Annotated in this window: 11 protein-coding genes; 6 read left to right on the top strand and 5 right to left on the bottom strand. The window is 60.7% G+C overall.

Annotated elements, in window-relative coordinates; translation table 11 throughout:
- Positions 1-33 precede the first annotated feature (33 nt).
- Positions 34-1,623 (bottom strand): acyl-CoA dehydrogenase family protein, encoded by a 1,590-nt coding sequence (locus LOZ74_RS05860; RefSeq protein WP_230293258.1) that lies wholly within the window; start codon positions 1,621-1,623, stop codon positions 34-36.
- Positions 1,624-1,771: 148 nt separating this feature from the next.
- On the opposite strand from LOZ74_RS05860, the gene LOZ74_RS05855 reads away from it, so the two are divergent.
- From LOZ74_RS05855 to LOZ74_RS05835, 5 genes are all read left to right on the top strand, one after another.
- Positions 1,772-3,106 carry a hypothetical protein gene (locus tag LOZ74_RS05855; protein ID WP_230293257.1) on the top strand — a complete coding sequence of 445 codons (1,335 nt, stop codon included), beginning with the start codon at positions 1,772-1,774 and terminating at the stop codon, positions 3,104-3,106.
- A gap of 86 nt (positions 3,107-3,192) precedes the next feature.
- Positions 3,193-4,557, top strand: coding sequence for an MBL fold metallo-hydrolase RNA specificity domain-containing protein (locus LOZ74_RS05850; RefSeq protein WP_230293256.1), 1,365 nt, complete (start codon positions 3,193-3,195; stop codon positions 4,555-4,557).
- Entirely contained in the window at positions 4,554-6,092 is a 1,539-nt protein-coding gene (locus LOZ74_RS05845) for a thymidine phosphorylase family protein (protein WP_230293255.1), read from the top strand. Before LOZ74_RS05850 ends, LOZ74_RS05845 begins: the two co-directional genes overlap by 4 nt.
- Positions 6,089-7,006, top strand: coding sequence for a ribose-phosphate pyrophosphokinase (locus LOZ74_RS05840; RefSeq protein ID WP_230293254.1), 918 nt, complete (start codon positions 6,089-6,091; stop codon positions 7,004-7,006). Before LOZ74_RS05845 ends, LOZ74_RS05840 begins: the two co-directional genes overlap by 4 nt.
- 57 nt (positions 7,007-7,063) lie before the next feature.
- Complete coding sequence (locus LOZ74_RS05835) at positions 7,064-8,113, top strand: type II glyceraldehyde-3-phosphate dehydrogenase (protein WP_230293253.1); 1,050 nt, start codon at positions 7,064-7,066, stop codon at positions 8,111-8,113.
- Positions 8,114-8,385: 272 nt separating this feature from the next.
- Here LOZ74_RS05835 and LOZ74_RS05830 read toward each other — a convergent pair whose 3' ends face one another.
- Positions 8,386-9,015 (bottom strand): RNA polymerase sigma factor, encoded by a 630-nt coding sequence (locus LOZ74_RS05830; RefSeq protein ID WP_230293252.1) that lies wholly within the window; start codon positions 9,013-9,015, stop codon positions 8,386-8,388.
- 136 nt (positions 9,016-9,151) lie between these two features.
- Between LOZ74_RS05830 and ppk2 the strand changes: the two genes are divergently transcribed.
- Positions 9,152-9,928 (top strand): polyphosphate kinase 2, encoded by a 777-nt coding sequence (gene ppk2, locus LOZ74_RS05825; protein ID WP_230293251.1) that lies wholly within the window; start codon positions 9,152-9,154, stop codon positions 9,926-9,928.
- A gap of 6 nt (positions 9,929-9,934) precedes the next feature.
- Here ppk2 and LOZ74_RS05820 read toward each other — a convergent pair whose 3' ends face one another.
- The 3 genes from LOZ74_RS05820 to LOZ74_RS05810 are packed head-to-tail and all read right to left on the bottom strand — an operon-like array spanning position 9,935 to position 13,882.
- Entirely contained in the window at positions 9,935-11,041 is a 1,107-nt protein-coding gene (locus LOZ74_RS05820; RefSeq protein WP_046904073.1) for an ABC transporter permease, read from the bottom strand.
- 4 nt (positions 11,042-11,045) lie between these two features.
- Positions 11,046-12,137 (bottom strand): ABC transporter permease, encoded by a 1,092-nt coding sequence (locus LOZ74_RS05815; protein WP_230293250.1) that lies wholly within the window; start codon positions 12,135-12,137, stop codon positions 11,046-11,048.
- 23 nt (positions 12,138-12,160) lie between these two features.
- Positions 12,161-13,882 (bottom strand): ATP-binding cassette domain-containing protein, encoded by a 1,722-nt coding sequence (locus tag LOZ74_RS05810; protein WP_230293249.1) that lies wholly within the window; start codon positions 13,880-13,882, stop codon positions 12,161-12,163.
- Between the last annotated feature and the right edge of the window lie 4 nt (positions 13,883-13,886).

Genomic DNA, 13,886 nt, shown 5'->3' with positions numbered 1-13,886 from the left:
GAAGCGTCCTTCACTGCAAGAGCGTCCGACGCCTCATTCGCTTGGCAGGGCACGGGCCAACAGCCGGTCGGTGTCAAGCGAAGCACTCGCAGCGCCATGAAGAAACGCACGGTTGTCGGGATCGAGCCGCGTCGCGCAGAACCCGGCGAGAACGGCAGATGGTGCATCGCGAAGGCAGGCTGCTTCCAGCGCGAGCGCGACCGTCTCGACGAAGGCGCGCGCTTCGGATTCCGCGGGAACACCATTGACACGAATGCCGTCGATGCGATCGATGGCCGCATCGAGCAGCGGATGCGCGCCCTGCGCCAGGCCAAGTTCCGCGCGCAGGGCTTCCCACGCCCCCGGTTCCCGCGTAAGCGCGCGGAGGGCATCGAGCGCGATCACGTTGCCCGACCCCTCCCAGATCGCATTCAGAGGGCTCTGCCGAAAAAGGCGCGGCATGGGCCCCTCTTCCACAAAGCCGGCGCCGCCAAGACACTCAAGCGCTTCGTAGACGAAGCCGGGTTGACGTTTGCAGACCCAATATTTTGCGATCGGCGTCGCGAGGCGCGCAAAGGCCGCTTCGCGTTCGTCGCTGGCCTGCGCAGCGTCGAACGCCGAGGCGATGCGGATCATCAGCGCCGTCGCGGCCTCGACCTCGAGCGCGAGGTCGGCGAGAACACCGCGCATGGCGGGCTGGTCGGCCAATTGGCGCTGGAAGGCCGTGCGGTGCCGCGTATGCCATGCGGCTTGCGTAAGAGCTGCACGCATTCCCGCGGCGGACCCTGCAATGCAGTCGAGCCGTGTACCCTGCACCATATCGATGATGGTCCGTATGCCCCTACCTTCTTCCCCGACACGCTGGGCCCAGGCGCCGTGATATTCGATTTCGGACGAGGCGTTGGAGCGGTCGCCGAGCTTGTCTTTGAGCCGCATGATGTGAATGGCATTGCGGGTCCCGTCGGGGCGCCAGCGCGGCACGAGAAAGCAGGTCAGACCGCCTTCTGCGTAGGCGAGGGTCAGAAAGGCGTCGGACATCGGGGCGGAACAGAACCACTTGTGGCCGATCAGCTCATATTCCCCCGTCCCGAGCGCATGCGCGCGTGTAGTATTCGCGCGAACGTCGCTACCGCCCTGCTTCTCGGTCATCGCCATGCCCATTGTCGCGCCAGTCTTCTCAGCCGCCGGGATAAACCGCGGGTCATATCGGCCGCTGGTAACGCGCGGCTCCCATTCAGCGGCTACGGCCGGTTCGGCGCGGAGCGCGGGAACGACCGCGTAAGTCATCGACATCGGGCAGGCCGTGCCCGCGTCGGCCTGGGTCATGAGGTAGAGGAGCGAAGCGTGCAGCGTATGACCCGCCTGTTCGGCGGTCCAGGCCGCCCCCGACACGCCCGATTCAAGACCGAGGCGCATGAGTTGGTGGTAGGCGGGATGAAACTCGACTTCGTCGATCCGGTGGCCGAAGCGGTCGAAGGTTTTTAGCTTTGGCGGATTTTCGTTGGCAAGGCGCCCCCATTCGAGCGCCTCGAAACTGCCGACGCGTTTGCCAAATACAGCAAGCTGGTCGCGGTGCGCAGCCGCCCCGTTTCGTTCGAGTGCGCTTTGCAGAGGAACGTCGAGCTCGAAGGCGTTGAAATCCACAAGGGGTGGAGGCTGATTGAGCACCTCATGCGTGGCAAGCTGGTCTGGCAAAGAGATTCTCGGCATATCCGAGTCTCGCCGAGACAGCGAAAAAGCGCAACTCCTCACTGGGCGAAGTGCTTTATCTGCCCATTATTGATGGAACCGAATGATGCCATGCGATGACAAGACCGACAGCTGTGCTGCAGAACAGGCTGAAGGGAAGGCGGCGGACTGGGCCAATGCCGAGTGCATGTGCGTAACGCTCGACCGGCAGCGTTTGGCGACCCTCCTCGATACGGAACTCGGCGAGAGCGGAGCCGGCGACACCCTCCTTGCATCGCAATCGACCCTCTTTGCCGCTGCCCCGGTATTCATCGATCCAGCTACGCTTTCGGCCATGACGCAGGTTGTCGCGGCCATCGAGACCGTCGCCAAAACCCCCGCCTTCCGCTCGGTTGTCATGGGCTGGGCGCCTTCGTCAGCCGCCCGAGATTTCGGGCCCAAAGGGGTTTTTATGGGCTACGACTTCCATCTCACCGCCAACGGTCCGCGGCTCATCGAGATCAACACCAATGCCGGCGGCGCTTTTCTGAACGCCTTGCTTGCCGATGCGCAAACCCAATGCTGCAGGGAAACACGACCGGCTCTGGCCGCAGACATCTCACAGGACACGTTTCGGACAAGAATTGCCCGGATGTTCGAGGAGGAGTGGCATGCGCAGGATCGTGCCGGTGAGCTCGAATCCATCGCCATCGTCGATGATGATCCTGAAGGACAGCCGCTTTTTCCCGAATTTCTCGCAGCAAGGACCCTGTTGCAGGAGCACGGATATGAAGCGGTGGTCGCCGGGCCCGAGGATCTCGAGCTGTCCCCCGCCGGATTACTCTTCGAGGGCAGGAAAATCGATCTTGTGTATAATCGCCTGGTCGATTTCTCGCTCGATCGCCCGGAGAGCCGGACCCTTCGGGAAGCCTATATGACAGGCCGCGTCGTGCTCTCGCCAAATCCGCATATCCATGCGCTCTATGCCGACAAGCGGAACCTCTGCCTGCTTTCCGATCCGGATTGGCTGGCTTCGTGCGGTTTGAGCGAACGCGAGAAAAAAGTGATCCTCGCCGCGGTGCCGAAAACAGCAATCGTCGATCGTTTTAACGCCGAGAAATTCTGGTCCGAACGGCGAGACTGGTTTTTCAAACCTGCCCGCGGTTATGGCAGCAAGGCCGCCTATCGCGGAGCGAAGCTGACGAAGCGGGTCTGGTCCGAGATCGTTGAGGGCGGCTATGTCGCGCAGCGGTTTACGCCTCCGAGCACGCGCAAGGTCCGCCTTGAGACGGATATCGTCGAGCTCAAAGTGGATGTGCGGCTTTATACCTATGCCGGAGAAATACTGTTGCGCGCGGCACGGCTCTACCATGGCCAGGCGACAAATATGCGAACCCCGGGTGGCGGCTTTTCGCCGATACTTCCCATAACGGATGATCCTGCCTGCGGATTCCGGTAAGTTCGGACGGTTGAACTGTAATTTCCGCCACGTGCTCCCGTCTGTTGGGGGTTACTAATCTATCCGATTGGCAGGGAAGAGGTCTGGTGAGCTACAAGCTAAGTTTTCTCGGAGCAGCGGGTACGGTCACCGGATCGAAGTATCTTCTTCAGACGCCTGATCACAGGATCCTCATCGATTGCGGGCTCTTTCAGGGTTTCAAACAGCTTCGTGAGCGCAACTGGAAGCCGTTTCCGGTCGATCCGGCGTCAATCGATGCGGTCCTTCTCACGCACGCCCACCTTGATCATTCGGGCTACGTTCCAGCTCTGATACGCGACGGGTTCAAGGGGCCCGTGCTGAGCACGCACGCAACGCTCAAACTGTGCGAATTGCTGCTTCCCGACAGCGGGTATTTGATGGAGGCCGATGCCCGCTATGCGAAAAGGAAAGGGTACAGCAAGCACAAGTCGCCTCGGCCCCTATACACCCAGGCCGATGCGAAAGCCGCGCTGAAGTCATTCAGGCCTGTGCCCTTCCAGGAGCCGGTCGAAGTTACGCGCGATTGCAAGGCGATCTTCCGGCCGATGGGCCATATTCTCGGCGCATCAAGTATCGAGCTGCAATGCGACGATATGAAGATTGTCTTCTCGGGTGACATCGGACGCTACGGCAGCGCGACGATGGTCGATCCTGTGGTAGTTCCCGAGGCTGATTACATCGTCACCGAGTCCACATACGGCAATCGCCATCATGGCGAGGCCGACCCTGAAAGTGTGCTCGAAGACGTAGTCGGAAGAACGGTCCGGCGCGGCGGGTCGGTCATCATTCCTTCCTTCGCGATCGGCCGCGCGCAGACGCTTCTCTACCATCTCGGTCAGTTGCGGCAGCGAGGCAGACTGCCGCAAATCCCGATCTATCTCGACAGCCCCATGGCGGTAAACGCCAGCTCGATTTTCTGTGACCATCTCGGCGAACACCGCCTGACCGAAAAGCAATGCCGCGATGCATGCGGAATTGCCGAATATGTTCGCGAAGCCGAAGAGTCCAAGCAGCTCAATCGCAGCGCCATGCCGAAGATCATAATTTCAGCGAGCGGCATGGCAACCGGCGGGCGGATTTTGCATCACCTCAAACACTATGCCCCCAGTCACCGCAACACGATCATCCTCGCAGGATTTCAGGCTGGCGGCACGCGGGGGGCGGCCCTGCGCGATGGCGCGACCGAACTGAAAATCCACGGCAGTTACATCCCCATCCGCGCCGAGGTGGCGCAGCTCGACATGCTTTCGGCCCATGCCGACCAGGGCGAACTGCTGCGATGGCTTGAAGGTTTCCGGTCCTCTCCGCGGCAGATTTTCGTAACCCATGGAGAGCCCGGTGCGTCCGACACCCTAAGACATCTTGTGACCGAACGTCTTGGCTGGAATGCGCGCGTCCCCGAGCACGCCGAAGAGGTCGTCCTTTCATGAGTGAGGCCATCCTTTCCCCTACCTCCTCCACAGACGCACTTGCTCATCCGTTGCGCGCGCGCGCCTTGCCGATCGAAACCGATGGCGAAGCGATGATCTTCATGCATGAGGATTGTCCGGTTGCGCGGTCCGAAGGGTTTCGCGCCCGCGTGGGGGTGGAACTTGTCGCGAAAGGAAGAACGCTTTTGGCGACGCTTTACCGGGCTACGGATGATCTCCTGGCCGACGATGAAGTGGGCCTGCCTCACCGGCTGATGGCACGGCTTTCCCTCGCCGAGGGCGACGAGCTTCAAGTCAGGCATCCTCATCCGTTGTCGTCGCTCAGCCACGTTAGAGCTAAACTCTATGGCCACCGGCTTGACGAGATCCGTCTAGGACACATTATCGCCGATATCGCGGACGGTCGGTATTCGGATGTCGACATCGCCGCGTTCGTGTCCGCTTTCGCTGCGCAGCCAGCACAGGGAGAGGAAACCGCTGCCCTCACCCGAGCGATGCTCGCTGCGGGCGACCGCCTCGAATGGAATACCGACCGCGTGATGGACAAACATTGCGTCGGCGGACTGCCGGGCAATCGGACAACACCTATCGTGGTCAGTATTATCGCGGCAGCCGGTCTCACGATGCCAAAGACGTCATCCAGGGCGATCACATCACCGGCCGGTACTGCGGATGCGATGGAGACCATGGCGCCCGTGACGCTCGATCTGGCGGCCATGCAGAAGGTGGTCGAACGAGAAGGCGGCTGCATCGTTTGGGGCGGCAGCGTCAATCTCAGTCCGGCTGATGACGTCCTCATTCGGATCGAGCGGGCTCTGGATGTTGACAGCGATGCGCAACTTGTTGCTTCGGTGCTTTCCAAGAAACTTGCTGCCGGATCGACGCACGTATTGCTTGACCTACCAGTAGGACCGACCGCGAAGATTCGGAGCACAAGGGACGCCGATGCGCTTGCGGGGCTCCTCGAGAACGTGGCGCGGCAATGCGGACTGCACGTCGCGACAGTCCAGACCGACGGGACCCAGCCAGTTGGACGCGGGATCGGGCCGGCCCTGGAGGCACATGATGTCCTTGCGGTCCTCGCCAACCGCGACGACGCGCCGCAGGATCTCAAAGCTCGCGCGCTGGCGCTGGCTGCCGGCATTCTCGAACTGAGCGGCGTATCGCGTACCGATGCTCTTCATCAGGCTACGCAATTGCTGGTCGAGGGGCGCGCAGAAAGCAAATTTCTTGCTATCTGCGAAGCACAGGGCGGCTTCAAAGAGCCAGGGCGGGCGCTCCAGACGCGCGAATTCCTCGCCACGCGCGCAGGACGGGTAGCCACCTTTGACAACCGCCTGCTTGCGCGCACTGCCAAACTCGCTGGCGCACCGCAGCGCGCGACGGCCGGGATCGCTCTGCATGTGCAGTCGGGCGATTTGGTCGAGGAAGGCCAGCCACTCTTCACCATTCACGGCGAAAGCATGGGCGAGCTTGATTACGCTTTCGCCTTTGCCTTGCGCAACAGCGATATGATCAGATTGGAGGCACAATGAGCAGGGTCGTCTTTTCCCTTAGCGCGGCACCGGGCATGGCCGAAGGACTTGCCCGGTGTTTCGAGGCCGATCTCGGCGAACTCGAGACGCGCCAGTTCCCCGATGGAGAAACCTACTTGCGAATCGCCACGCCGGTAAGTGGCCGAGATGTAGTCCTGCTTTGCACTCTTGACCGGCCCGATGCGAAAATCGCGCCATTGCTCTTTGCGGCGGATGCGCTGCGCGATCAGGGCGCGCGAAGCATCGCGCTCGTCGCGCCTTATCTGGCCTATATGCGCCAGGACAAGGCCTTCAATCCAGGCGAGGCCGTCACGTCCATTTCGTTCTCGCGGCTGCTGTCGTTCTATTTCGATTTCCTCGTCACCGTCGATCCCCACCTGCACCGCATCGACAATCTCGATGAGATTTATTCGGTGCCGAGCAAGGTCGTGCCCGCAGCACCGGCGATTGCGGATTGGCTAAAGGCGAACATCCCGGACGCCTTCGTCATCGGCCCCGACGAGGAGAGCGAACAATGGGTGCTCGATGTCGCAGAAAGGGCCGGCATACCTTCAGCTGTTCTGGAGAAGAAACGCTGGGGCGACTTCGATGTGGCGATCAGCGGCGGGAGCCTTCCCGATATGGACGACAAACAACCCGTCATCATCGACGATATTGCCTCTAGTGCGCGAACGCTCGTCGAAACAGTCAAGCTGCTCTCGAAGGCTGGAAGTAAGCCGCCGGTTTGCGTTGTGGTCCACCCCATCTTTGCCGGCAATGCATATGACGAGCTCCTGCAGGCCGGTGCCAAGCGCGTGATCAGCGTCAATGCCATCGCGCATCCAACCAACGCAGTGGATGTGTCGCCGTCACTCGCCGAGGCTTTGTGCGCATGGAGCGTCCAGAACGATGAGCTGATCGGCGCGAGCCACTAATCCCACCCTTTCGGCGTCACGAGTGCGCCCGCAACCACCAACTGGAGTTCATAGTCGATGACAAAGGAGCCAAACAAGATCTCGGTAGGGATCGTAGGAGCAGGGGTAATCGGTCGCCGCGTTGTCGGCGCCGTAAGGCTACAACCCGATATGGCATTGGCAGGCGTCGCCGACGTCGCCGCCGATTGGCGGATCGCAATGCTCGCGAAGGACGGCGTTCGCCTGTTTGCGGCCAGTTCGCAGGCCTCGCAAACCTTGCCGGAGTCGGGGCTCGACGTTGCTGGTTCGCTAGAGGATCTCATCGCGGCAAGCGACGTCATTGTCGACTGCACACCCAAGGGCATCGGTGCCCAAAACGCAGACATCTATCGCCGCGCAGGGAAGCCATTCATCGTGCAAGGAGGCGAGAAGCACGACGTGGCGGGGCACTCATTCGTCGCCGAAGCAACCTATGAGAGCGCACTCGGCCGCGATGCGACACGGGTCGTGTCATGCAACACCACGTCGATTGTCCGCACCCTAGGGGCGCTGAAGCGCGCAGGCCTGCTCAAAAAGGCGCGCGGCACGCTCATGCGCCGGGCCACCGACCCCTGGGAGAGCCATCTCGGGGGGATCATGAACACGCTCGTGCCCGAGCCGACAATCCCGAGCCATCAGGGGCCGGATGCCCGGCATGTGGATCCGGAACTCGATGTGGTGACGATCGCGATCAAGGTTCCTGAGACCTTGGCTCATCTGCACAGCTGGTATGTTGAACTCACCCGGCCTGCGACAAAGGAGGAAGTCCTCGACGCATTTGCGGCCTCGCCAAGAATTCTGCTCATCGATGGAGACAGCGGACTGTCGGCACTCAACAGCGTCAAAGAGGCGATGGCGATGGAGGGGCGGCCCAATGCAGACCTCTACGAGGTGGCCCTCTGGAGCAACATCCTCGCGGTCGATGGAACCGAACTGTGCTACAATTACATGGTCGACAACCAAGCCATCGTCATCCCTGAAACGATAGATGCGATCCGCGCCCTTGCGTCGAGCGAGGAGCAGCCCGAGGTCTCGATGAGGTTGACAAACAAAACGCTTGGTATCGGATCAGACGAGCTGAGATTGTAGCGATTGAAGGCAAGAGCCAAGCCGATGACGAACGCCCCCACGGACCGGCCACGATGCAAGCCAGAGACGCGCTCCTCCGGCCCGGAAGAGCGAGCGATCGACGAAGCCCTGAACGAATCGTTTCCCGCGAGCGACCCACCGTCCTGGACCTTGGGCGTCGACAGCGATCCACGCCAAAACGAAAAAGCTATGCGGCCATGCAGCTCAGGAGACGCGCGGCCCAAGGACGGTGACTAGCATCGCCCAGATAGTGCGGCCCCGACAGTCTGCGCCTACGGCGCGTGTGCTTGCTCCTTCTCATGCTGGCATTCGCAATCGAGGAAACCGTGAATGACACAGGTGCGGCACATCTGGAGCAGGCGCGTGCGAAGCGCGCCGCGCGCACGATGAAGACGCACGTTGATATTGTTGACACTCGTATCAAGGGCGCTGGCGATGCTTTCACGCGGCTCCTCGAGCAAATCAGCGCGCCAGATGACTTCGGCATAGTCCGGCCTGAGCGTTGGCAGGAGGCGATAGAGACAGTTGCATACGGCAGCCTCCATCTCCGCGTCAGAAATGACTTCTGCTTCTGCGAGTTCGGCGAGTTCCTGAGGATCAATGGCGGTTTCGTGTTTACGGCCGCGCGCAGCCTGTCGGTAAAAGTCGGCAATTGTCGTCGCCAGCACTCGGGAGAGCCATCCCTTGACCGAACCCACATCCCGCAGGTCCCCAGCCCGCTCGATCGCACGAAGCATGAAACGCTGGAGAACTTCCTCCGCCTCCTGGCGCCCCCGCATGCGGCCGATGAGGAAGCGCAGCATATCTTCGTGGCTATCCACCAGCGCCCGGCGCACTGCTTCATCCATCGGTCGCAACGCCTCCTCGGACCTGTCAGCTTTATCGGCTTCAATTCCAACCATGGAAAACCCCAAAACGCCAGTGCCCCAATACCGGAGAAGGGCCCGTCCCTTCCCGCAAAACGGTCGCAGGCGGTAGTATCGTCGCGACATGTTCGGGGTTTGTCCTGTTATCGCAGCTAAAGAGCCGGAGAGCAACATGTCCAGTTCGACTAAGAAGAAAATATCCAAAAGCGAATACAAGCAACAATTGCGCGCGCTGCAGATCGAACTGGTCAAGATACAACGCCAGGTCATCGCCCATGGCGAGCGTGTTCTGATCATATTCGAGGGGAGGGATGCGGCCGGAAAGGACGGTGTGATCAAGCGTGTGCGCGAACACATGAGCCCGCGCGAGACGCGGGTCGTCGCTTTGGGAAAACCTTCCGATCGCGACGCGCGCAGCTGGTATTTTCGCCGCTATAGCGAACAGCTGCCCGCCGATGAGGAGATCGCTCTGTTCAACCGCTCCTGGTACAACCGGGCGGGCGTCGAGCGGGTGATGGGATTTGCCGGCAAGGAGGAAGTTGTCGACTTCTTCGCCGATGTTGCGCAATTCGAAGAGATGCTGGCGCGCGACGGGACTACGCTTCTCAAATATTATCTCGACATCGATAGAAAAGAGCAGGCCAAGCGCCTCGAAGCGCGGCGCACTGATCCGCTCAAGCAGTGGAAGATCAGCCCCATCGACGCAGTGGCGCTCGAGAAGTGGAACGATTATTCCACCGCCCGGGACGAAATGCTGACACGCACAGATTTTGCCTATGCCCCGTGGATTGCAGTGCGCGCCAACGACAAACGCGCCGCACGCCTCAACATCATCCGGCACATGCTGCAATCCATCGCGTGCCAGGCGGTTGATCAACGCCTCGCGCGTCCCGACCCTTCGGTCATCCTGCCGATTGCCGAAGTCGGGATTGGTGGCTTGGCCCCGTGAAACTGTTTAACCCGTTCGGCGGCGGAACAACCAAGTCGCCGCCAGCAGGCTCGCGGCAGCGATAAGCGCCATGGGCCAGATGTGGGAGAAATAGAGCCAGAGTGGCGCTTCACGAAGATACACCGCTTTGCTGATGACTATGAAGTGGGTGATCGGCGTGGCGGCGGCAAGGCCCTGCAACCAGTCGGGCATGTTTTCTACCGGCGTGGCATAGCCCGAAATAAGCACGGCCGGGACCATATACATGAACAGCCCGATAATCGCCTGCTGCTGGGTCTTCGCGAGCGATGAGATAAACAGGCCGATACCGACTATTGCAGCGAGATAGACAACCATTCCGAAGAAAAGCAGGGCGAGAGAACCGCGGATCGGTACGTTGAGAAACAGCATCCCCAGAACCAGCATCGCACTTGCGCTCGTCAGCGCAATCAGGAGAGCCGGCACGCTTTTGCCGATCAGGATCTCGAAGGGGCGCAGCGGCGACACCAGCAATTGCTCGAAGGTACCGAGCTCGCGCTCGCGGGCGATCGACAGCGCGGACACCATGAAACCGACCACGGCTACGAGGACGGCAAAGAGCGCGGGCACTGCGGACCAGAGCGGCTCGAGATTGGGATTGAACCAGGTCCTTTGGACAAGACGCACAGGTGCCGTCGCGCGCAGTCGATCGAGCCGCTCCTGATTATAGGTTTCGACGATCCGGCTGCTGTATCCCAGCAGGATCTGAGCGGTGTTGGATCTGCGGCCATCGAGGATTAGCTGAACCTCGGCGCTTTCGCCGCGCTCGAGTCGCCGCGAGAAGTCTTCGCCAACGCGCATGACCAGCGTCGCACGGCGTGCGTCGATTGTCGGCGCGATATCCGCGCCTGCTCGCAAATGGATAATCTGATCGAATACTTCGGCACCCTCGAAGCGGCTGATAAGCTCGACCGAGGCATTGCCGTGGTCCTGGTTGTAGACCGCCAGGGTGACGTCCGATACTTCCTGCGTAATTGCAAAGGCGTAGATGAGGAGCAGAAAGGGCGGCGAAAACAGCACCACCCAACGGGTTTGCGGATCGCGCGCGCTTGCCAGAAGCTCCTTCACGATCAAGGCGTAGATGCGTTGCCACATGGTCTCAGTCGAGCCGGGTGCGTGTGAACAGAGCGCAGATCGCGAAGATCACAATCGCGAAGATGGCAAGGGCAGCGAGATCGGGCAGCAGAACCGACCAGACATTGCCGGCAAGAAACTGCGTCTGCAGAGTCGAGACGAAAAAGCGCGCCGGGATCGCGTAGCTGAAAAGCTGGAGCGCCAGTGGCATGCTGTCGAGCTCAAAGACGAAATTGGAAAAGTAGAACGCGGGCAAAAAGGCAAGCATCACCGCGACCTGCGCTGCCACGAGCTGGTTGCGGGTGAGCGTCGAAATGAGCAGTCCTTGGCCCAGCGAGCACAGCATGAAGAGTGCGGCTGCGAGCGAGAGCGCGAGAAACGATCCGCGGAAGGGAACACCAAAAAACGCCACGGCCACAAACACGGACAGCATGAACGAGCCGAGGCCCAGCACGAAATAGGGCACAAGCTTGCCCAGCAGCAGTTCGAGCGGAGCGACAGGGGTCGCAAGGAGCGCTTCCATAGTGCCGCGCTCCCATTCGCGGGCAACCACAAGCGCTGTGAGCAAGGCGCCGATTATGGTGAGAATGATCGCCACCGAGCCGGGGACCAGATAGTTGCGGCTCGAAATCTCGGCGTTAAACCAGACACGCGGCTCAATCGAGACGAGAGGCGCGAGCGGCGGTTGCCCGCGATCGAGCCATTCCTGCTCGAGCCAATTGATAACGAGCAATTCAATATAGGAGCCAACCAGTCCGGCCGTGTTTGGATCACCCCCATCGACCAGGATCTGGATCGGCGCCGCCTCTCCGCGGAGCGCAATTGCGCTGAAATCCTGTGGCAGGATGATGATCGCATCGAGCTCGCCCGCGGCCATGAGGGTTTCGAAGTCCTTTCGCACAGGCGCTGTTTCAATCTCGAAATAGCGCGTGTTGCGCAGCGACGCGACAAAGCTCTCCGTCTCTCCGGTCGGCTGTTCGACCACAACGCCGACCGAGAACTGCCGGGGGTCGAACGAAACCGCATAACCGAACAGGAAGATCAGCATGATTGGCAATAGGCCGGCAATCATGAGTGTGCTCGGGTCCCGAATAGCCTGCCGGGTTTCTTTGCGCATGATCGCTGCGAAACGCGAAAACCTCATGGCGCGTTTACCGCTTCGTTCTCTTCGACGAGAGCGATGAATGCATCCTCAAAGGTCGGGTTGGGCATGGTCGAGGAGGCCGCCTGCGCCTTGAGTTCGGCGGGAGTTCCCAAAGCGATCATCTGCCCGCGATATATGAGCGCAGCGCGGTCGCAATACTCCGCTTCGTCGAGAAAATGTGTCGTCACGATGACGGTTACGCCGTTCGTGACCATTGCGTTGATATGGGCCCAGAATTCACGGCGCGTACGCGGATCGACACCCGAGGTCGGCTCGTCGAGAAAAAGGACGTCAGGCTCGTGCATGACGGCGCAGGCGAGTGACAGACGCTGCTTGAACCCAAGCGGGAGCTGACCGGAATTCTCATCGAGCTTGTCCGTGAGGGCAAAGCTTTCGATCATACGCGCAATCATGGTACGCTGCCGCGCTCCGGTAAGGCCGTAAACACGTGCGAAGAACCGCAGATTCTGCATCGTGCTGAGATCGCCATACAGCGAAAATTTTTGCGCCATGTATCCGAGACGAGCCCGTGCCTCGCTCGCGGCAGTACGCAAATCGACACCGGCAATACGAGCCTCACCGCTGGTCGGCTTGAGAAGGCCGGAGAGCATTTTGAATGTAGTCGACTTGCCCGCGCCATTGGGTCCGATAAGCCCAAACACTTCACCTCGACGCACATCGAAACTGATTTCGGAAGCCGCAGTGAAGGAGCCGAACATCCGCGTTAGTCCGCGCGCCTCTACGGCAATCGCTATATCGTGGCTGCGCTCCGATCCACCCGCGAAAGGCGATTCGGCGCGAAACCCGCCGCCGATGAGATCGATGAACGCATCCTCGAAACGCGGCGCGACAGGTTGCAGCCGAGCTTCATCCCCCGCGCCAATCGAAGCCAGTGAGGGGGCATGCGCATTCTCGTTGAGCAACAGCCTGACGTCGCTGGCCTGGATTGTTCCATCCATCACAGCCTCGTGTTGGCGAGCCTTATTCAAAACGTAGCGCCGATCGCCCTCGATGCCCTCGATCATAAACACCCGGCCATCGACACGCGCGGCCAGATCGGCCGGCCGACCGTCGAAGATGAGATCGCCCTCGCTCAACACGAGCACAGTCTCGCATTTCTCGGCCTCATCGAGGTAGGCGGTTGCCCAAACGACCGTGATCCCTTCATCGGTCAGTCGGCTTACCATTCGCCAGAGTTCGCGCCGCGAAATAGGGTCTACGCCGACGCTTGGCTCGTCCAGCAACAGGAGTTCAGGTGTCACAACGAGAGCGCAGGCGAGCCCGAGCTTTTGCTTCATGCCGCCCGACAAGGCGCCTGCCAGTCTGCCGGTAAATGGCGCTAGGCCGGTAAAATCGAGAAGCCGCTCGAATGTCGCCTTGCGCGCTGATCCAACCAGTCCGCGCAGATCTGCGTAGAGATTGAGATTTTCCTCCACGCTCAGATCCTCGTAGAGGCCGAAACGTTGCGGCATATAGGCAATGCGCGCGCGCACCTCCTTCGCGTTGGCGACGGGATCGAAACCTCCCACGTCGATCCCGCCTTCATCGGCGCGCAGCAGTCCGGCGATCAGGCGCAAGAAGGTTGTCTTCCCCGAGCCATCGGGCCCCACCAGCCCGACGATGTGGCCCGATCTGATCTGTGTGCTCACACTGCGCAATGCCGGTTCGGCTTGCTTGGGGAACCGTTTGGTCAGGCCTTCGATGGTTACCAGAGCCACCACC

Source organism: Croceicoccus sp. Ery5, assembly GCF_020985325.1.
Lineage (GTDB): Bacteria > Pseudomonadota > Alphaproteobacteria > Sphingomonadales > Sphingomonadaceae > Croceicoccus.
The sequence above is the reverse complement of the archived record's forward strand: the minus strand, read 5'-3'. Positions and strand labels throughout refer to the sequence as shown.

Bases quoted from the DNA above. Each gene is read 5' to 3' on its own strand.
- LOZ74_RS05855 (WP_230293257.1), top strand. From the start codon at position 1,772: ATGATGCCATGCGATGACAAGACCGACAGCTGTGCTGCAGAACAGGCT.
- LOZ74_RS05845 (WP_230293255.1), top strand. From the start codon at position 4,554: ATGAGTGAGGCCATCCTTTCCCCTACCTCCTCCACAGACGCACTTGCT.
- LOZ74_RS05840 (WP_230293254.1), top strand. From the start codon at position 6,089: ATGAGCAGGGTCGTCTTTTCCCTTAGCGCGGCACCGGGCATGGCCGAA.
- LOZ74_RS05835 (WP_230293253.1), top strand. From the start codon at position 7,064: ATGACAAAGGAGCCAAACAAGATCTCGGTAGGGATCGTAGGAGCAGGG.
- LOZ74_RS05830 (WP_230293252.1), bottom strand. From the start codon at position 9,015: ATGGTTGGAATTGAAGCCGATAAAGCTGACAGGTCCGAGGAGGCGTTG.
- ppk2 (WP_230293251.1), top strand. From the start codon at position 9,152: ATGTCCAGTTCGACTAAGAAGAAAATATCCAAAAGCGAATACAAGCAA.
- LOZ74_RS05820 (WP_046904073.1), bottom strand. From the start codon at position 11,041: ATGTGGCAACGCATCTACGCCTTGATCGTGAAGGAGCTTCTGGCAAGC.
- LOZ74_RS05815 (WP_230293250.1), bottom strand. From the start codon at position 12,137: ATGCGCAAAGAAACCCGGCAGGCTATTCGGGACCCGAGCACACTCATG.